Source organism: Flavobacterium hydatis, from assembly GCF_000737695.1.
Taxonomy (GTDB): Bacteria; Bacteroidota; Bacteroidia; order Flavobacteriales; family Flavobacteriaceae; genus Flavobacterium; species Flavobacterium hydatis.
In genome coordinates, this window is record NZ_JPRM01000060.1 from 1 (window position 1) to 21,953 (window position 21,953).

Consider the following 21,953-nt stretch of genomic DNA (forward strand, 5'->3'; position numbering starts at 1 on the left):
CATTTTTTTTATTTTAATTATTATGTTATAATTTTAATTTTAGCTGTTCAAACTAAAAAATACTTTTTATCATACTAATTATCACGCCTTTTCAATGTTAAAGGCAAATAGACTATAGAAGAAATGATAATAATTAAGAATAAAGCAAGATTAATGTTTACGCCCTGTAGTAAGAATGCGCTTAGAATTACTATTAAGGATAATGAAGTAATTATAATTGTTGCTTTTATATGTGTTAATCCTGAATCTAAAAAGTAATGGTGAATGTGATTACGATCTGCTTTAAAAGGACTATGACCATTTTTAATTCTGATGATAAAAACTCTTAAAGTATCTGTTAAGGGTAATGAAAGGAACGCTAAAATAAAAATAGGCCCGTTATCTAGAGGAAATGGAATTGCTAAAGTCTCATTTATTGTTAGAAAATTAATAGATTGATACATTATGATAAAACCAATTACCATACTTCCTGTATCACCCATAAAAATCTTTTGAGTTTTAGATACATTAAATTTAAGGAAAGCAAGTAATGGCCCTATTAAAGAAAATGATATCAGGACTTGAGTAAATTGGCGATTTATTAAAAAATAAAAGCCAAAAAATATACTAATTATTAAAGCTATTGCACCTGCCAACCCATCAATACCGTCTATTAAATTGTAGGCATTTATAACAACCACAAAGGCAAAAAAGGTAAAAATTATCGAGACAATATATGGAAGCTCATGGATACCAAAAATTCCATAAAAATTTGTGATGTATATATCTGAAAATAGTATTAATATTCCGGCTGCAAAAAATTGTGCAATTAATTTTTTTAAAGGTGATATCACTAATAAATCATCCTTGATACCAATAAAGAATAAAATTAGCAACGAAGCTGTTAGATCTAACAAAGTGTCTATTTGCAAATATTTATTTAAAATTGATCCTATAAAAGCAAATGTTAATGTAAAACCAAAGAAAATCCCCACTCCCCCCATAGTTGGTGTACTATATAGATGAGAACTTCTTTCTTCAGGAATTTTTGATAATTTTTTTTCATAGCTTAAGCGAATTAGTATCGGAAATAGCTTATAAGATGCTAAAAAAGAAAAAAGTACTATTATAAAAGCTCCCAAGAAGTAGTAATTCAGGATATATGTTATTAATATTTGCATAAAACTTATAATAAAATCGTCTTTGTTGATTTGTTTAGAATTGGATATTTATCAGATATAGACAAAAGCAACTTCGATAACAACTAAGAAGACAAAATGGATAGAATATTTAAAAAATAGAAAAGGGTTCCCCGTAGCCAGTCACATGTTGGCTATTATTTGGATGTATTATTAGGAAAATAAATACAGATAAAATCACAAATAAATACTTAAAATACAGTATTTATAAAAAGACTCTTTCATGCATTTTTAGCACCAATAGATAGGAGCTAATTTTTTACAAAAGTACTTGTAAGCTTAAAAAAAGGACTGAATTTAAAGTGGCATAATGTCCTAAATAAGGACATCTTATTTCGAAAAAGAGTTGATTAAAACAAAAATTAGATATATAAACAAAATCTTATTTGAAACATATTTTATTCGAATAAAATATGCTGAATAAAGACATTTAATTTATTCTTTTTTGGCTTCAAAATCAAAACAAATAAGTATAACAACTTAAAAATCAACAATGTAAATGCATTTAAAACTGATCAGAAGCATATCATTATGTTAATATTTAAGTTGTTAATCTGTTAATTTGAAAAAACTTATTATAATATTCTTAAAATTTATTGTGGCGTTTTAATAGCTATTTCCTAACTAATTTTGCATATAAATAATTAACAATTAAACAGATACGTTTTTTAACTCATTATTAATTTAAAAAACTTCTTAAACATATTTATAACAGTAATTAGTCATGAATAAAAATATATCAGAAAATATCAGAACAATACGCGAAATGAAAAATCTTACAAGAAAATTTGTAGCTTCTGAGATGGATATGAGTATTAGTGGATATGGAAAAATTGAACGTGGTGAAATTGATTTAACAATTTCTAAATTATCAAAAATTGCTTCTGTTTTTGGAGTTTCATTAAATGATTTGTTATTCCTTGATATATCTTTCTTCTTTAATAAAAGCTATAACAAGTCTTCTAATCATGATTATGTTGATAATAACATAAACAAACATGACTTTATGTTTGGGCAATTACAAACAACATAATTAAGATAATCTAAATTGTTGCTTACCTAACATATTCATAGGTAATACTGCCTGAATTAACATACTTACTGCACTACTCTACTCTTTGTACGGGGATTCATTTTTTTTGAATTCTATATCGACCTTTTTATTTCTTTACTAATATTAAAATCTGACTTGCTTACAATTTGGTATAGCAAAAAATCTTTTTTTAGGTCAAATTCTTAAATACAACCAATAATTAAACCTTGTATTTAGGCGAAAACAACCCCTTCTTGCACTTTATAAAATTCAATTTTTTATGATTAAAAAAAACACTTTCTGTAATTTTAAAGTTAATTTGTTTGGATTATTTCATATTAAAACAGAATAACATAGTATAATCTTATTTTAAACTATTCAAATATCTTTGGTCTCATTATTAACAAACCCCAAAAAAATTATGAAACCAAAATTATTATTATTTGTGGCGTTTATTTTCGTTCTTAAAGTTAGTGCACAAGGACTACCATGTAGAGCAAAAGAAGAAAATGACAAAATTTACAAACAGAACCCCAATGCACTAAAAGAACGGCAAAACTTTGATGCATTTACCAAAAAGTTAAGCGCAGAATGGAAATCCAAAACTTCTAAACTGCTACAAACGTCTTATGTGATTCCGGTTGTTTTTCATATTTACGGAGATGTTCAGAGTGGAAAAACAATTACCTACGAAAAAATAGTAAATCATCTCGCTCAACTCAATGATGATTTTAATGGCCGAAATGCCGACTTTGCAACTGTCGATCCCTATTTTCAAGCCAGAAGAGGCACATTAAATATTGAGTTTAAACTCGCCAAGATAGACCCGAATGGTGGTTGTACATCGGGAGTTGTATTTCATACTGCAAAAAATGGATATGGAAATGGTGGCGGATATGATGATCAAATTGCTGCCGATGCTTGGGATAATACAAAATATATGAATGTATATATCCAGAATGATTTATATCAAGATGGAGCTCTCAATAACTCAGGAGTAGCATGGTATCCAGATTCAGGAATGACAGCAAACAACACAGCACGAGTAGTTTTTAATGGAGCCTATTTATATGACAACTCTTATAGCAAAGAATTTTCAGCAACATTAACACATGAATTTGGGCATTTCATGAATTTAATACACACTTTTGAAGGTGGTTGCACAGGCTCAGATGAAGTAGCCGACACTCCTCTAGAAGACGGATTACATACTCTAGCCTGTACTCAAGGAACAAATTGTAACGGCGACAGAGTAAACAATGAAAATTACATGGGTTACAATGGTGCGCAAGGATGTTATAAAATGTATACGCAAGGGCAAATTGACAGAATGCTTGCCGCCTTAGAACATCCAGCAAGAAAAACTCTTTGGCAAGAAAGTAACCTTATTGCAACTGGAGTTAATTACAGTGGAAGTCTACTGACAGTTAATAAAAATACTTTTAAAGAGGCTGTGGCAAATGATGGTTCTTTTGATACATCGTCAATAATAACGCTATCAGGAGCAAAAACACTTGCTCTTAGCTCTGGAACCATGTTATCGGGAACCCATTTTACTCATACATTTCCAGCAGGAATTACACCAGTACTTACGGTTAATTCCAATTCACAGATAACAATTACCTTAACAGGAAAAGCAACAAATCATTTATTAACTAATAATACTAAAGGAGCAATTACATTTTTACCTGCAGCATTTACAGGTGGTACAACAGGTTTATCTTGTACAAGCTTATATTTCGATTTTAAATTTGTAAATCCCTATGGGATTTTTTTTGTTGATATGCCCGACGTAACTGTTTCATCGGCTTTAACTTGGAAGTATTTTGAAATTGAGAAAGGCGATGATCCTGCTTTTGGAGGTTGGAGATTTGCTGCCAATGCGTTAAAAATAGAAACTTATGCTAAAAAATTAGTGTGCCAGACGGGAACTAAAAACATTTCTCTTTTAGCTGCCAATACTCAAATAAACTCTGCTAGCAACTTTACAGCTCCAGGAGCATATCCGAATCAATTAAATTTGCGTAATGCTGCTTATACAAATTGGGACGAAAAATCAGGATATGTTGGTTTTGACTATCTTATTGATGGTTTAACTTGTTATGGATGGTTTAAAGTTACCGTTGCTGCGAACGGAGATGGGTATACGATTTCTGAATATGCCTATAACACACAACCAGGAGCATCGATTTATACAGGTATGACAGCTAAAACTGCTGTTGTATTGTCTGCAAATACGCTATATGAGGCAGATGCTAACGATGGTGGTATTACATCAAATACGGAGATTTCTTTATCTACTAATAATGGAACTTTTACCAAAAGTACAGGAACATTTACAGCAGGAACCGATTATACAATTTCGGGAGTGCCAACTGGCTTAACAGCTGTTTTGACTTTGAAAAGTAACTCTAAAGTTGCTCTTACTTTTACAGGAAAAGCAAATCCGCATTTACCTGCCAATGATGCTGCGGTTATAGTTACATTTAAAGATGCTGCAATAACTGGCGGAATAGCAACTCTCGACAATGCTGCTAAAACAATAAATGTCAAATTTGATGCTCCTTATGGTATTGTATATGTAGATAACCCAGATTTTGTGGTTTCTCCTGCTGCTACTTGGAAATATATTGATTTAGGTATTGGTGATAATACTGAATATGGTGCTTGGCAATTTGCAGCCAATGCATTAAAAATAGAAACTTACGGCAAAAGATTGGTTGGAATATCTGGAACAAGAAATATTGCTAAAATTGCTGCAGGTACATCTATTGGCGCTTCAAGTACTTTTGTAACGCCTGGTGCAGCATATCCTGATCAACTAGATTTGCGTACTGCAACTTATACAAGTTGGGATAATCAAACAGGTTATGTAGGTTTTGAATACACAAGTAGAGGAAGAACTTGTTACGGATGGTTCAAGATAAAGGTTACAGCAAGCGGAGATGGATATTCTATTACCGATTATGCGTATAATACCAAGCCATTTGAAGCTATAACTGCAGGAACAACAAGCGGAACTACCGTTGCAGCTCCTACTAATTTGGTAGCTACTCCTAACTCAACTACACTTCAGGCTGTGTTGACATGGACAGATAACGCTACAAATGAAACTGCTTATACTGTAGAAAGAGCTTCTGCAGACGGTATTTATAGTGTTATTGCAACTCTTGGAGCAAATGTTGTTACCTATACAAATACAGGTTTAACAGCTGGAAATACTTATACTTATAAAGTAAGAGCGAATGCTAATACTACATTTTCTGATTATTCTAATGTTGTAACGGCAGTGCTAACATCTACTTCTACATATTGTAGCGCTCAGGGTGCAAACCAATATGAATATATTAAAGATGTTGTTATAGGAAGTTTTACAAATACTTCTGGATCTGATGCTTCAGGCTATGGTAATTATACTTCTAAAAATATAACATTGACACCAAACGCAAGTATGTCTGTTAGTTTAACGCCTGGTTTCTCTAGTTCTAATTATACTGAATCTTGGGGTATTTGGATAGATTATAATAAAAACAATACATTCGAAGCTTCTGAGAAAGTAATTAATGGACTTTCGTCAAATGGTACTGTTACGGGTAATTTTACGGTGCCAAATGATGCAACTGGAACTACTAGAATGCGTATTATAATGAAATATAACTCTAACCCAACTGCTGTATGCGGAAGTATTGGTGATGGTGAAGTTGAGGATTATACGGTAACTTTTGGTTCTTCAAATCCAAATCCTGTAACTCTTGCTACACCAACAAATATTACTAATTCTGGTATTTATGCTCAAGGTTTTTATGCTTCATGGACACAGGTTGCAAATGCAACAAGCTACGAAGTGCAATTATACAAAGCTGCAACTGGATGGGCAAGCGCAGGAACATCTACAACCTATTATTTATGGGTTCCGAAACAAGGAACAGAAACCGCATATAGATTTAGAGTAAGAGCTGTTAATGCAGCTGGAACAAGCGATTGGAGTAGTTATCTCGACATCAATCTTCCTCTTGCTGGGGCTGAAGCCGATGATTCTCTGAATAAAAACAAATCGTTTGCAATGTTCCCTAACCCTGCATCGGAAGTAGTTAATTTCTCTTTTGAAAATATAAATAGTGCAAATGCTGTTATTACTATTTACAATAATAATGGAGTTGTAATAGACGTTGTTCGCAATGCATCTAGTTATACTATCAAGAGCTTACCAACAGGTATTTATCATGTTATACTTACTGATGGGTCATTTAAACAAAGTAAAAAATTATTGGTAAAATAGAATTTGCTAATGCTTTATAAGTAATCATAAAATTGAAACCGCTGAAAAATAATTTTCAGCGGTTTTTTATATATTGTAAAGATCTACAAGAAAATGAATTGTAAATATAATTGCAAACAGAAATAAGAAACTCAAATCTTTTACAACTTCACCGTTTTCCATTTACCAGTTCTGAAAACTAAAATACTACTGGTTGCCAATACAATTTCTGAAATTAGAATCGCAATAAATATCCCTTTTGGTCCCCATTCGTAATAAGTACCCAGCAAATAAGATAATGGAAGCTGGATCATATAAAACATTAGAATATAAAGTACAGTCACCGTGTTTACACTTCCGGCTGCATTTAGCGCACGAGAGATTACCATGGTGTAACCGAAGAAAAAGTAAGCAATAGCCATATATTGCAGATAAGTACTTGCGTAAGAAAGAATTTGCTCATCATTGGTAAAAAATCCTGCCAGAGTTTTGGCATAGAACATTAAAAAAATGGCAATAAGTCCCAGAAAACACATATTAAAGGCTCCTGTTTTCCATACCGAAGCTTCTGCCCTTTCTGGCTGTCTTGCGCCAAGGTTTTGACCAGTCAATACACCAGCCGCATTAGCAATTCCGTAGGCAGGTAAAACACTAAACATAATAATCCGATTGGCAATAATATAGCCGGCAAGTACATTTTCACCAAGTTTTGCAACAATAACAATCATTAAAAATCTACTTGAAGAAGGCACCAAGTTCTGAATCATTCCGGCAGTTGCAAGTTTTAGGATTCGTTTCATCTGTACAGGAACCATCAACATTTGTCGTTTTCCTATAATAATTGTGTCATTATTTTTAAACAGATACCATAACTGGTAGCCGACACTAAAGGCATTTGCAATCACCATTGCTATTGCTGCTCCCAATAAGCCCAGCTTAGGAAATGGACCCAATCCGAAGATTAGTACCGCACATAGTAAACCATTTAAAACATTCGAAAATGCGAGGGTTCGCATCGCCATCGAGGCATCTCCGGAACCTCTGAACACTCCGTTAATCAAAATACGCATGATCATAAAAATGAGTCCTGCAAACATTGTTTTAGAAAAAGCATTGCCATAGCTAATCAAATGATCTGATCCGCCCGCAAAACGCATAATCTCCTGGTTGAAAATTACGGCTAAAACGCTGCATATCACAGAAAGGAAAATCCCTAAATAAATGACCTGCATTGCGGTCTGTCCAGCTCTACGGGGTTTTTGCTCTCCTACCCTTCTTGAAATCATTGCCGTTGCCGCAATACTCAAACCCATCGCTACTGACTGAATAAGAATGACTACAGAGTTAGTAATCCCTACGACTGTAATGGCATTTTCGCCTAGACTGCTTACAAAAAGAAGATCGACTAAAACAAAAAGCGACTCCATACTGAGCTCTAACATGGTAGGTACGGATAATAAAAAGGTCGCCCTGTTTACATTGCCTGAGGTAAAATTCTTTTCAGTTCCTTGCAATGCAATCCTGAATAAAGTAAATATTGAACGTATTTTTACTAGCACAATTATTTGGTTTTTAAAGAAAAATATTAAGTTTTTTTGGAGGATGCCAACGTACTAAAAATACCCGAATCAATCTTCTCTGGTGGGTGATTATCTACTTTTTTTCGTATGTGAAATGCTAAACCTTATCGTTATTATCACAGCTACAGATTCATCTTTTTAAAATTTAGCACAACTTTTGTTTCGCATGGTTTTCAAGATAATTTCAAACCTTTTTATTAAATATGCCAAGAAACTTTTTTATCTATAGCGGTTCTTCTTTTGGTCACAGAAAGTGCCGACTCCTCAGGGTAACCTATAAAAAACAATCCTAGAGATTGCTCATTAGCCTCAAGACCAAAGGTTTTCACATATTCTATTGCAGCACCACTTGAATCCCAATAGGAACCCAATTGATAAGAAGTTGCACTAATAGCCATATTTTGCACTGCACAGGAAACGGCAGCCAGTTCTTCCCATTCGGGGATGTTTACTTTGGTACTTTTAGAAAGAATTACTCCAATCAGACACGCCGCTTTAAGTGGGTATTTTTTTAGATAATTATACTTTGCTTCTCTTTTTTCGACATCTGAGATATCCTCATACAAATACTTGTAATAGCCTGCCATATAATTTCCATATTTTTCGAGTTGACTTCCTGCAAGTACAATAAATCTCCAAGGTTCTGTCATCTTATGAGTAGGTGCCCATGTTGCATTGATTAGAATTTCCTGCAATACTGTATCCGAAATACTTCCCCCTACATAAGAATCAGCATAGATACTTTTTCTAAATCGAATTAGCTGAGTTACAACTTCAGATGAAGAACTTATGATACTTGTTTCCATAAACTTTAATAAAGATTTAGTGATAATTTAGATAAAATTAAGTACGAAAAATATGCAAAATAAATTTTGTTATTTAAAATTATTATAAATAGCTTTGCTGAACTAAATTGTTATTTATAATTGGAATAAATAAGAACAAGACAAATGTATATAGTAATTCTTATAAAAACAACATAAATCTTGTTATCAAATTAAAAAAAAAGCAATGTAATCTACTAATAGAACCAGACAGCCTAACAAAACACAATCTTCTAATACTAATTAATTACCCCATAATTATGAAAAATAGAACCACTAGTTTCCTACCCTTAACGGAAAAGATCATTATCAAAATTTTAACAGATTAACACAATCAGGTATACCACTTGAAAACACTTATTTGATCAAAGAAAAATACTTTGAAAAACTAATCATATCCATTAAACCAATACCCAATGAAAGAAAAGTCCCAAATAGTAAGACATGAGAACGGTCAATTAAATCCTCAACTAGTCACATCCCATCTTCAACCTGAAATATGGGAAAAAGTAAACAGAATACAGCTAAGAAAAATGCTATGTGAGTATTCACATGAATTATTACTTAGCCCTAAATTACAGAATACTAACGGAGTATGGGGACTTTACTGCCTTAATACTCAAGATGGAATAACAGAATATCAATTTCGTGCACAAATACTTGCATTAGACCATTGGCATATTGACACAGACTCTATTACTAAAACAGTAAACGGAAATTCTAAACCTCTTGATGCTATCGCTTTTCTTCTTGAATTTACAGAAGAATTAGGCTTTACTGAACTAAATCTGCCTACTTACCTAGAAGAAGTAATCAGTTGCCTCTATGGTAGTGCTTATATGTATACTAATAGTGAGCTTTCGGCTAAAGATCTAACGGAAGCAAGTTACGCTGATGTAGAGCACGCCATGACTGCCGGGCATCCTTGTTTTATAGCTAACAGTGCCAGAATTGGCTTTGATGCAATAGATTATCAAAATTACAGCCCTGAAGCGGCAACACCACTTTCACTCGTTTGGGTAGCAGGCCATAAAAATTACACCGAATTTACGAGTATTCCTCCTCTTAGTTACCAACAAGTAATGGAGCAGGAATTAGATGCAGACTTAAAAGCATCATTTGATTCGATTCTTACAGAAAAAGGGCTTCAACCAGAAGATTATATCTTTTTCCCTATTCATCCATGGCAATGGCACAATAAACTGATTTATTTATTTGCGCCAGATATTGCTGCATCAAAATTGGTTTGCTTAGGTGATAGTAAAGATTTGTATATGCCTCAACAATCGGTACGTACATTTTTTAACGTAAGTAATGTTAAAAGATTTTATGTTAAATCAGCTCTTTCTATTCTTAATATGGGCTTTATGAGAGGGCTTTCGCCTTATTTTATGCGAACAAACCCACCAATTAGCGAATGGGTTGCGAACCTTGTAGAGAATGATCCTTATCTTCAAAAAAAAGGTTTTACTACCTTAAAAGAAATCGCTACAGTTGGTTACACCAATGCATACATCGAAGAGGCTATAAAAGTAGATTCTCCTTATAAAAAAATGTTGTCTACGTTATGGAGAGAAAGTCCGATGGACAAAATAGCAAATGGTGAACGTATTATGACTATGGCTGCACTGCTTCACATAGACACTAATGGAAACTCATTGCTGGCAGAATTAATTAAATCTTCTCCTTTAGATGCAAAAGGATGGATTCAAAGCTATTTGCAATCTTACCTTAGTCCACTTTTACATTGTTATTATTACCATGATATGCGTTTTATGCCACACGGCGAAAATCTGATTCTGGTATTCCGTGACAATGTTCCGGTTAGGGCAATTATGAAAGATATTGGTGAAGAAGTAGCTATTGTAAATCAAGAAAAAGAATTACCAGAAACAGTCAAACGAATCATTATCAATGTTCCTGAAGATCTTAAAATCCTATCTATTTTTACTCAGATATTTGATTCTTTCTTCAGATACCTAAATCATGTATTGGTAGAACATGTAAATCTGCCTGAAGAAGATTTTTGGAGTCTTGTAGCGGAATGCGTATCAGAATACCAATCAGAATATCCTGAACTAGAGGACAAATTCAGAAAGTATGATTTATTTGATTCAGAGATCATTAAAACGTGTTCAAATAGATTGCAAATGCAAAATAGCACAAAAATGCTTGATGCCACTAATCCTTTCAAGAATCAACAATTTGCTGGTACTCTGAAAAATCCTCTTTCTATTTATCAGACAAAATTAATCTAGTCCTTCTTTAAAACCATAATACGCTAAAACCATGAATATAGATACGCAAATCTCACCAATACAAGCATCCAGCCATTTAGAAAAAGTAGTTTGGGACAAAGTAACTCGTTTGCACCTTAGAAAAATACTTGCCGAATTTTCTCATGAACGATTAGTTATTCCAAAGCTAATCGGAAATAAAGACGACTGGGAAATCTATCAACTGACGAGTGCAGACGAAAAAAACGTGTATCAGTTTAATGCTAAAATTTTAGCTTTAAACCATTGGTATATTGATACTCCATCCATTGAAAAATTTACTGAAGGAGAAACTGCTACATTAGACGCACTAAGTTTTATCATTGAATTTAAGGCAGAACTTGGAATTCCTGAAGAGTCATTACCTGTTTATCTTGAAGAGGTATGCAGCACACTGGCTGGAAGTGCTTACCTTAATTATTATGGCAAACCCAATTCAAAAGAATTATTGGATGCCGGTTATCAGCAAACTGAATCTACCATGACAGGTCACCCTCGATTCATCGCTAATAATGGAAGAATCGGTTTTACCTCCAGCGATCACAGGGAATATGCTCCGGAAGCAGCTGCACCGTTTTCTTTAGTATGGCTTGCTGGTCATCGCTCGACTGCTGTTTTTACTGCCGTCCTGCCTTTAGATTATGATAAAGTAATGCTACAGGAACTTGGTGAAGAAACGTTGAAAAATTTTAACGATCAACTTCTTGAAAAAGGATTAAATCCTAATGATTATTTTTATATGCCAGTGCATCCTTGGCAATGGTTTAATAAATTAGCCAATATATTTTCAGCCGATATCGCGACTAACAGACTGGTTTGTATGGGGTACAATGCCGATAAATACCAGCCACAACAATCGATACGAACATTCTATAATATTACCAATCCTGAAAAGTTCTATGTTAAAACGGCTTTATCTGTTCTTAACATGGGTTATGTACGTGGGCTATCTCCTAAATTTATGTTGTCTAACCCACCAATCAATGAGTGGATTTACAACCTTGTAAAAGACGATAATTACTTACAATCGAAAGGGTTTATCATTCTGAGAGAAATCGCTAGTTTGAGTTTTGCTCATCAATATTATGAAACAGCAGTTCCGGGTGATACTCCTTACAAGAAAATGTTCGCCTGTTTATGGAGAGAAAGTCCAGCTGATAAAGTTTCTGAAAATCAGCGCTTAATTACAATGGCAGCATTACTTCATATAGATAATGAAGGCAAGGCTTACCTACCGGAATTAATACAGGCATCTGGTTTAACAACTTCAAATTGGTTAAGACAATACTTTAGCTGCTATTTGAGTCCTTTACTTCATTGTTTTTACAAATGGGACATGGTTTTTATGCCTCATGGCGAAAACTTAATCCTGATTCTGGAAGATCATAAGGTTGTTAATGCCATTATGAAAGATATTGGTGAAGAGGTTTCATTACTTAACTGTAGTTTAGAGATTCCTGAAGAAGCTTTGAGGCTTGCTGTTAATGTTCCTGACGATCGCAAAACGTTGCCTTTATTTACACAGGTATTCGATTCTATATTCCGATTTATAGCCGCAATACTTGTAGAGCATGCTGATTTTCCAGAAGACGAGTTTTGGAAGCTTGTAGCAGAGTGCATCTTAGATTACCAATCGGCACATCCTGAATTCAGTGAATCTTTCCAGAAATTTGACCTGTTTGTCAATGAGTTCAGTCCTGATGCTTTAAACAAATTACAACTGAATAATAACAGACAGTTGAGAAATCGTGCTAATCCATTTCAGAACCTGCCATATATCGGTATTGTAAAAAATCCGGTGACACCATTTTACATTAATTAATTTAATAAATAATAATTTCGTGAATTATTTTACCTCATTAAACAAGTACATACCTACGCTGCTTATTACTGCTGCGCTCTTATTATTGTCTTTACAAACTCAGGCACAACAAACCCAATCTGGTGTCATCAAAGGTCAGGTTATGACAGAAGATGGAAAGAAAGTACTGTACGGCACTGTTAACCTAAATGGAAAATACAGTGTAAAAATAGACAAGGATGGTTGGTATATGTTTGATAAACTTACATCAAAAAACAATACGCTTACTGTCAATATCATGGGGTTAGCCCCACAGACAAAAACGGTTACTGTAGAAACTGGGGAGGAAATTTTATTGGATTTTAACCTTACCGCTAATGCCGAAATTCTTAATGAGGTTTTTATTGTAGGTAACAAATATAAAATTACTTCAAAAAAGAAAAGTGAGTATGTGTCGAGGCTTCCAATTTCAAACCTTGAAAATTCACAAGTTTATAGTGTAGTAGACAAAGAACTAATCAAAGAGCAAATGGCTTTAACAGTCGAAGAATCTTTTAGAAATGTTCCGGGAGCTGCACCTGCAAAAACGGGGGCTGGAATGCCCTCTTTTTTCTCCAGAGGTTTTCAAACTAGTGAAAATTTCCGTAACGGAATGGCAACTTATCTGCGTACGGGTGTAGATCTTGCTTCTGTAGAACGTGTAGAGACCTATAAAGGTCCAAGTTCTACCCTTTTCGGAGCGCAGATGACCTCGTTTGGAGGAATTGTTAATTACATTACCAAAAAACCATACGATCATTTTGGAGGCGAAATAGGTTATACCATGGGAAGTTGGGATCTGAGCCGTATGACATTAGACATTAATACCCCGGTTAAGGATGCCGAAGGTTTACTGATTCGATTAAACGTAGCTCGCCAGACCGAAAATACCTTTCAGGATCAGGGTAATTCTGCTACTTTACTTATTGCGCCAAGCATTACGTATCAGGTATCAGACCGCTTAAAGTTTACGCTGAATGCTGATTTTCAAAGTGCACAAGGAATTACTCCAGCCGGATGGATTACTTCTCCTACATTGGGTCTAACTAGCTTTAAAGATCTTAATCTGGACTATCGCATATCGCTTAATGATAACTCTCTCGTAAGCAAACAGGCTTCTACCAACGTATTGCTTGATGCAGAATACAAAATTTCTGACCAATGGACCTCTCAGTCCAGATATGCTTACAGCGGTGGTTCTTACGATGATCTTTATATTTTTGATTTCATCTGGCAAAATAAATCATCTGTTGATCGTGTATTAAGAGCATTTACAGATGAAAAAACAGTACGAAAAAATTTCCAGCAAAATTTCACCGGAGATTTTAAAATCGGAAGCCTCAGAAACAGACTTGTTGTAGGTTTTGATTATTTATCCAGTTACAGATCAACCCGATATGACGGATTGGGATATGGCGGTAAAGTATTTGAACCAGCAAACCTCGATAATCTAGGCTCAACACCAGTGATTAGAATTGAGGACGTTGAATCGATTTTAGCAAAAAGAAACACGGGACAAAACCAGACAAAAGAATCTACCTATAGTGTTTATGCCTCTGATGTTCTAAATATAACAGATCAGCTTTTAGTAATGGCCAGTTTACGTGTAGATCGTTATATTGGTGATGGAACAACAAATACAAAATCTCGCACAACTGTAGGTGACTACAATCAAACCGCACTTTCTCCTAAATTTGGTCTAGTATATCAAATTGTTGAAGACAAAGTAGCGGTTTTTGGTAATTATATGAATGGATTTAAAAACATTGGTAGCAAACTTCAGCCAAATGGAGAAGTTTCTGTTTTTAAACCCCAAGAAGCTGCACAACTAGAAGGTGGTGTTAAACTTGATTTATCAGACAAACTCAATGCAACTGTAAGCTATTACCAGATTGATGTAACAAACAGTTTAAGAAATGATGTAACAACTCAGGGAACATACGTTATCCAAGACGGAACGCAAAAAAGTAAAGGACTTGAAATAGAAATTATCGGAAGACCTTTTTCAGGTTTCAACTATGTAGCCAGTTATGGATATAATGATAACGAGTTTACCAAGGCAGCCGAAAATGTAATGGGCAAAAGAGCGGCAGGTACTCCAAAAAATGTGGTTAATCTTTGGGCAAGTTATACTATTGTTAATGGTAAAGCTCAGGGACTGGGACTGGGAATTGGAAATTCTTATGTTTCTGATGCTTTTATTGATAATACAAATACATTTACACTTGATTCTTATAATCTTCTTGATGCGACTGTGTTTTACAACCGTCCGAAATATCGAATTGGTATTAAAGCCAATAACATTCTGGACAAACAGTATTGGGTAAGTGACGGTTATTATGCGCGTCCGCAAAAGCCAAGCAATTTTATGATCAACTTCACTTATAAATTTTAATTAGATGGAGCATATCGATCAGCGTGCTTTCAAATCCCAAAGAATACTATTGGGAGTAGTAATGACTTTTGCGATTTTAGATCATACCCGACTCTTTTTTCATTACTGGAACACTAATCCGGCAGATTTAGATCATACCACTTTCTCTTTGTTCTTTACCCGTTTTATATCACATTATTTTGCGCCAGCAGTTTTCTTTATAGCTGGTATTGAATTATTTCATTGGATGAGTAAGAGAACCAAAAAGCAAAATGTATGGCAGTTATTCAAACTTGGCAGTATACTGATCCTTATTGAAATTTTCATAAACAATTTTTTGTATACGTTTGATCCTTATTACCGTACAATTGGTGTCTTTATCATTGGTTCATTAGGTTTATGCCTGTATTGCATGGCAGGGTTACAATACTTCAACAGAAAGTTAATCTTATCGATCGCTTTAACTATTATAATAGCGCATCATTTACTGGATTCTTTGCAAATGAAAGGAGATTCTCTGAATGCTATTTTCTGGTATTTGTTGCATCAACAAAAATTTATACCTCAAGGTCAGAGCTTGTATATCGTAAATTATACGCTACTCCCCTGGTTAGGTGTTCTTTTACTGGGTTATTATTTTGGTTTCTTTTGTAGGTCGGAAAGTTCACCAATAATTCGAAAAAAAGTACTGTTGTACAGTGGTTATACTCTTATTGGATTATTTTTCTTATTACGTGGTCTAAATGGTTACGGAGAATCTATCCCATGGAAAGCAGGAAATTCAGACCTAATCAGTATACTGTCGTTTTTCAATCTCACTAAATATCCGGCTTCATTAGATTTTATAGCGATCACATTGGGTCCGATTTTCTTGTTCTTAGCTTATGCAGAAAACTGGAAAAGCAGAGTTGCCAATTTCTTTTTTACATTAGGACAGATTCCTTTGTTTATCTATCTGTTCAGTACCCTTATCATCCATTTAGCAGCAATGATTTGGTTATGTTTTAATGGAGAACCATTACAAACGATGGTAATAACGACCGCTTCTTATGGCAAAGATAGTCCGTTACTTAATTATGGCTACTCTCTGGCTACAGTCTATATTTTGTGGATTATATTCGTCCTAATCTGTTATTTCATGATAAAAAAATTAAAACCAATGAATCAGGATTTACTTTAAAAATTGTAAATAGTACATTGCAGTAAATAAAAATGCAGAGAACATATTAATTATGGTCTCTGCATTTTTTTATACAGGTTAAATTTATCAGGTCATAAAAAACAAAATACAATTTTTCTATTCCTTGTTTATTAAGTTTCTAAAATAATGCACTAAAAGTATTTTTAAGAGGTTGTACAATGAAGAAATACGAATAGGAAGCTTCATTCTTAACTACAAAAAATAAGCGGATCCATTTCTGAACCCGCTTATCATTCTATTTAACTAAAAAAAACATTGACTTTCACCCTAATCTATTTCGATTAAAGCTACAGTACTTATTATTGGATAACTCCAAAATATTACATTTAAACTGATTGCAAAGCCTTATAATAATCCTCTCGCGTACAAAACTCAAGATGTGCTTTTTTATGAGGCAAATCAATTTCGGTTTGGAATACAAATCCGGCTTTTCTGTTCAATGCATGAATTTTATGATTGCGTGCATCAGGTTCAACAACAACACGTTGATTTTTAGCATCACAAAAAATAAAATCTAGTATTACGGTAAAAATCGTCCAGGTAAACTTGTTTACGGGTATCTCCAAAGGAGCTACTAAAATATGCATCCCTTTATCCCCTTTTTCTACTTTATAGTACTCTCCAATACTATCTGTTTCGGGATTATAACATTCTAATAAAAAGGAAATATCTCCATTAAAAATTCCCATGTAAACATCAGTTTTCTCCAGAATTTCGCGGTACGAATCGTACACTTCCTGCAAAGAAAATCCATTCATTCCCCAATAAACCGCATAATCACGATTCACCCAGTCATGAAGCAAAGGCATATCAGTTTCTAAGTCTATTGGACGCAATTCAAAAACGCCCATACCAGGAATTGTTTTGATAAAAACAATATCAGAAACGGCTTTATTTTCTATATCAATTATTTTATTATTCATTATCTCTTATCAAGTTAAGCTTATTATTATTTTTAATGGGTGTCATATAATCTGATCTTATACTTTCCCTAAAAATGGGGATACAACAACCAAAATTATATCAGTCGATTACAGTCTTATTATCGAATATCTGTAGACCGTTGAACCAGAGCGGTATTTACAGAATCTCTTCAAAAACATTTGACTCTACAACTTCAGCTACAGCAACTCCAAATTCCTGAAAAGCAATTTTTGTTTCAACTGCATAATGCTCAACACCTGTAATTTCTCTGATAATATAAGAATTTCGATAGCAAACCATTCCTAAGTCGGGCGTAACGAATCCGTGCGTGTGTAATTCTGCATTCTGAACAAAAACTTCTCCTCCATTTTTGTCAATACTGTAATTTCGATTGGCAGCAAAACGTCCTTTATCGTCCCATTGTATTCTATCAGTAATTCCTTCTAGGAAAGGAGGTAATTTATAACCGTAACCTGTTGCCAAAACTAATGCATCGGTAACATGACGGTATTTTTTATCTTGTTCGGTCTGATGCAATTCCAATTCAAAATTTTGTTTGCTTTCGTCAAAATCTGCTTTTATACAAGCGGCATTTGTTCTTAAATTCACATCAATTTCTCCAATCACTTTTTTAGCATAAATAGTATCGAAAATAGCTCCAATCAGGTCTTTATTAATTCCTTTGTAAAGCAATTTCTGCTCTTTTAACAAATAATCTCTTTTCTCAGCGGGAAGACTGTAAAAGTAATCCACATATTCAGGAGAAGTCATTTCTAAAGTAAGTTTGCTGTAATCCATTGGAAAGAAACGAGACGAACGCGTAATCCAGTTCAGCTGATATCCGTACACATCAATTTCCTGTAATAAATCATTAAAAACTTCTGCAGCACTTTGTCCGCTTCCCAAAACGGTAATTGACTTTTGGTTTTGTAATGCTGCTTTATTCTGCACATAAGCAGACGAATGAATTGCTTTTCCTTTAAGATTTTGACAGGATTTAGGAATATGTGGTGCAGTTCCCGTACCTAAAATTATCTTTTTAGTCTTGTAAAAAGTAACCTTACTTGTTTTAGTGCAAACTGTACTCACAATATAAACAGACTCATTATCATTATATTCAATCATCGAAACTTCTGTATTAAAAAATACATTTGGGAGTTTCTTAATTGCCCATTGACAGTATTGGTTATATTCGTTTCTTAACAATAAAAAGTTTTCTCGAATGTAGAACGAGTACATTTTACCCTGCTCTTTTATATAATTCAGAAAACTAAACGGGCTAGTTGGATCTGCAAGTGTTACTAAATCAGCCAAAAAAGGAATCTGAAGAGTGGTGTCTTGCAATAACATTCCGGGATGCCAGTTAAAAGATTCATTTTTATCAAAGAACAAACCATCCAGATTTTCAATTGGCGCTGTAAGACAGGCTAAGCTTAAGTTAAAAGGTCCAACACCAACAGCTATAAAGTCGTATATTTTATTTTCCATAAGGGGTATTAATTTATCAATGTATATTCCTGACCGTGAAGAACGATTAAATTTATAATTTCTTCAATATCAGCCTGAGTTGTAAGAGGGTTAAGAAGTGTGAATTTCAGAAATACTTCATTATAAACTTTTGTACTAGTTATAATGGCTTTTCCTTCATTAAAAATGGCTTTTCGGATGTAACTATTTAAGCTGCAAAAAGATCCTTCATCTGTTTTCCAAGGTTTATAGCGGAACACAATTGTACTTATTTCTGGATTATGAATTACTTCAAAATCATCTCTCCTTCTTAAGAAATCTGCAGTAAAGAGTGCATTATCAATCGCTTTGTCCATGTAGCTACTTAACCCCTTTGTTCCAATAATTCTTAAGGTAAACCATAATTTTAAGGCGTCAAATCTGCGGGTGGTTTGTATTGATTTCTTCACCATGTTTGGAATTCCCTCGTCTTCTTGTTCTTTTGAGTTCAGGTAATCTGCATGGTATTTTATATAATCTACATACGATTTGTCTCTCATAAAAAAACCACTTGAACTTACTGGCTGATAAAAGGTTTTATGATAATCTATAGTCACAGAATCTGAAAGCTCAATTCCTTCCAATTTATGATTATGCTTCTCACTGATTAATAATCCACCGCCATAGGCTGCATCAATGTGAAACCATAATTTATTCTCTTTTGCTATTGCAGCAATTTGGGTTAAGGGATCAATTGAACCGAAATCTGTAGTTCCGGCTGTTCCTACAATTGCTATTGGAATATTTCCTAAATCTTTCTGTTGTTGAATTACTTTTTTCAACGCCTGAACATTCATTTTAAAATCAGTATCAACTGCCACAGGAACAACTGCATTTTGGCCTAATCCTAATAAACTTAAATTTTTCTTTAAGCTAAAATGACTTACTTCAGAACATAAAACTCTAAATTTTGATGCATCCGCAGGAAGTCCGTCCATTTTAGGGTCCATATTGTAATTCTTTTTCACAAAATAATCTCGCGCTAAAAGTAATCCCATCAAATTTGACTGTGTTCCTCCGCTTGTAAAAATTCCATCTGCTCTTTCCGGATAACCCAATTTCTCAATTGTCCAGTCTATCAGCTTCAATTCGATAAAAGTAGCTCCTGTACTTTGATCCCAGGTATCCATAGACGAGTTTAAAGAAGAGATAAACGCTTCTGCAACAAGTGTAGGTGTTAAAATTGGGCAGTTTAAATGAGCGATGTACTTTGGGTTATGAAAATGAATACAATCATTCAGGTAAATATCTTTAAGCTCGTCTAAAACATATTCTAATCTGTTTCCCTGATCTTTTTCTTCAAGTACTATTGCATCAATTTTTTCTTTAATCGAAGAAATACTCGCGCCTGTAAAAGGAGTATCTCTGCTTTCTAAATGATTTGCAATTAGTTTAATTGTTTTTTTCATACTCTTTTTATAAAGAGTAATCGCTTTTTTATTATTAGAAAAAATATGCTTGTCATGTTTTTTCTCTAAAACCTTTTTTAATTCAATTGTGGTTATCTGTTCGCGTGCTTCCATTGGTTTGTTTTATTTAGATTCATTCTAAAGAATAGTTTTTAACAAAAGTATATCCCATGAAAACGAAAGTCAATACTATACGAATAGTAAATAAAATTATACAAAAGAGGTAGTAGCAGTACTACATATGTAGTATAAAATCGACAAAAAAAAAGATTGTTAACCTAGTTTAAACTATATTATTTTTCTGTCAATTGCATATAAAATAAGCTCTGGGGTGGTATGTCTGCCAGTTTTTTTCATAATATTTTTCCGATGAGTTCTAAATGTATGAATGCTTATAAAAAGGTTAGAAGCGATGCTTTTCCCATCATTACCTTTGGCAATCTGCTTTAAAATTTCAGACTCTCTAAAAGTTAGTTTCTCTTTTAAATCTGATGCGGGCGAAATAAGCACATCTACAAGAAGATTTAATATTTTCGGACACAAGTAACGTTCACCATTTTCTATTTTATACAAAGCATCAAAAATAGTTTGCTCCTGACAGTCCTTTGAAATAAATCCGTCAATATTTTCTTTCAGAAAACTACTGATCGTCTGTTTATTCTTAAAGTATGATAAAATGATAATTTTACAATTTGGAGAGTTTAGCCGCAGCTGCTTAAAATCATCATCGTAAAATAAAAAAATATTATTCGGATCGATAATTAAATACTCAACTGTATTTTTCTCCAGATGAGTAATCAACTCATCTTTAGAGCCTACCACGGTTAAACTCGATTTCTTGACAAACTTTTTCAAGGTCTGTTTCAATCCGATTATATGCAAATTTTCAGAATCTGCTATCAGGAAGTTTTTCATTATTTTTGTTGTTTAGATTTGGTCTAAACAAAAATAACAAATAAATCTCACATTATTGTATTAATTTTTCGCACTTATACAAAAACAAAGAAAGAAACTAAGTACAAAAAAAAGAAACCTTAATGATAAGATTGAAAGATTGTACGCAGACAAAACAGATTCGCTAAAGCGAAAACACAGGTAACAGGGATTTCTCTCCCCTTTGTATTTAAGTTAAGCCTTTTTGAGTTAATTATCGCTAATTGTTTTCTCGCAAAGACGCAAAAGCGCAAAGATTTTAGGCGTAAACTTGGCGGCTTGGCGACTTGGCGTGAGAATTATTCGGTACAGTATTTCAGCTATTTTTTTCTTAACTTAATGACATTGTGCTTCAGCTGGTGGCAATTCAAAAGTAGTGCTTTTACAAAGTTTGTGAAGTTTCACGCAGATAAAACAGATAAAAACGGATTTTTAAAAATAATAGAGAGAAATCTGTTTTTATCCGCGTCTTTACTTTTGTAAATCTGTGTCATCTGCGTTCCTTTATGGCTAATTATCGAACAGACTCAGTACTCTCAGTTTCTTTGTCACTCAGGATCTTAAAAATACCTTACAGGATAAAAAAAGGTTCCTGATAAAAATACCAGGAACCTTTT

At 33.7% G+C, this 21,953-nt stretch carries 13 protein-coding genes; 6 read left to right on the plus strand and 7 right to left on the minus strand.

Annotated features, from left to right (window positions below; genetic code table 11):
• Positions 1 to 74: 74 nt before the first annotated feature.
• Entirely contained in the window at positions 75 to 1,160 is a 1,086-nt protein-coding gene (locus IW20_RS24225) for an MraY family glycosyltransferase (protein ID WP_051886163.1), read from the minus strand.
• Positions 1,161 to 1,902: 742 nt separating this feature from the next.
• Here IW20_RS24225 and IW20_RS24230 point away from each other — a divergent pair.
• Positions 1,903 to 2,211, plus strand: coding sequence for a helix-turn-helix domain-containing protein (locus IW20_RS24230; RefSeq protein ID WP_051886164.1), 309 nt, complete (start codon positions 1,903 to 1,905; stop codon positions 2,209 to 2,211).
• Between the two features lie 421 nt (positions 2,212 to 2,632).
• Positions 2,633 to 6,490: a M43 family zinc metalloprotease gene (locus IW20_RS25670; protein ID WP_051886169.1), complete on the plus strand. Its 3,858-nt coding sequence runs from the start codon at positions 2,633 to 2,635 to the stop codon at positions 6,488 to 6,490.
• A gap of 140 nt (positions 6,491 to 6,630) precedes the next feature.
• Here IW20_RS25670 and IW20_RS24240 read toward each other — a convergent pair whose 3' ends face one another.
• On the minus strand, positions 6,631 to 8,028 hold the full coding sequence (locus IW20_RS24240) for an MATE family efflux transporter (RefSeq protein WP_240478537.1): 1,398 nt from the start codon (positions 8,026 to 8,028) through the stop codon (positions 6,631 to 6,633).
• Between the two features lie 218 nt (positions 8,029 to 8,246).
• Positions 8,247 to 8,855, minus strand: a complete 609-nt coding sequence (locus IW20_RS24245) for a nitroreductase family protein (RefSeq protein WP_051886174.1) — start codon at positions 8,853 to 8,855, stop codon at positions 8,247 to 8,249.
• 434 nt (positions 8,856 to 9,289) lie between these two features.
• Between IW20_RS24245 and IW20_RS24250 the strand changes: the two genes are divergently transcribed.
• The 4 genes from IW20_RS24250 to IW20_RS24265 are packed head-to-tail and all read left to right on the plus strand — an operon-like array spanning position 9,290 to position 16,543.
• Complete coding sequence (locus IW20_RS24250; RefSeq protein WP_081912562.1) at positions 9,290 to 11,131, plus strand: IucA/IucC family protein; 1,842 nt, start codon at positions 9,290 to 9,292, stop codon at positions 11,129 to 11,131.
• Between the two features lie 31 nt (positions 11,132 to 11,162).
• On the plus strand, positions 11,163 to 12,971 hold the full coding sequence (locus IW20_RS24255; RefSeq protein WP_051886176.1) for an IucA/IucC family protein: 1,809 nt from the start codon (positions 11,163 to 11,165) through the stop codon (positions 12,969 to 12,971).
• Positions 12,972 to 12,990: 19 nt separating this feature from the next.
• Positions 12,991 to 15,384 (plus strand): TonB-dependent siderophore receptor, encoded by a 2,394-nt coding sequence (locus tag IW20_RS24260; RefSeq protein WP_051886178.1) that lies wholly within the window; start codon positions 12,991 to 12,993, stop codon positions 15,382 to 15,384.
• A gap of 4 nt (positions 15,385 to 15,388) precedes the next feature.
• Positions 15,389 to 16,543, plus strand: coding sequence for a hypothetical protein (locus IW20_RS24265; protein ID WP_035628718.1), 1,155 nt, complete (start codon positions 15,389 to 15,391; stop codon positions 16,541 to 16,543).
• 347 nt (positions 16,544 to 16,890) lie between these two features.
• On the opposite strand, the gene IW20_RS24270 is transcribed toward IW20_RS24265, so the two are convergent.
• The 4 genes from IW20_RS24270 to IW20_RS25675 all read right to left on the minus strand — a co-directional run bounded on the left by IW20_RS24270 (position 16,891) and on the right by IW20_RS25675 (position 21,318).
• Positions 16,891 to 17,487: a GNAT family N-acetyltransferase gene (locus IW20_RS24270; RefSeq protein WP_051886180.1), complete on the minus strand. Its 597-nt coding sequence runs from the start codon at positions 17,485 to 17,487 to the stop codon at positions 16,891 to 16,893.
• Between the two features lie 157 nt (positions 17,488 to 17,644).
• Positions 17,645 to 18,976: a lysine N(6)-hydroxylase/L-ornithine N(5)-oxygenase family protein gene (locus tag IW20_RS24275; RefSeq protein WP_205625926.1), complete on the minus strand. Its 1,332-nt coding sequence runs from the start codon at positions 18,974 to 18,976 to the stop codon at positions 17,645 to 17,647.
• Positions 18,977 to 18,984: 8 nt separating this feature from the next.
• Complete coding sequence (locus tag IW20_RS24280; RefSeq protein ID WP_035628719.1) at positions 18,985 to 20,517, minus strand: pyridoxal phosphate-dependent decarboxylase family protein; 1,533 nt, start codon at positions 20,515 to 20,517, stop codon at positions 18,985 to 18,987.
• A gap of 174 nt (positions 20,518 to 20,691) precedes the next feature.
• Positions 20,692 to 21,318, minus strand: a complete 627-nt coding sequence (locus IW20_RS25675) for a response regulator transcription factor (protein ID WP_051886184.1) — start codon at positions 21,316 to 21,318, stop codon at positions 20,692 to 20,694.
• Between the last annotated feature and the right edge of the window lie 635 nt (positions 21,319 to 21,953).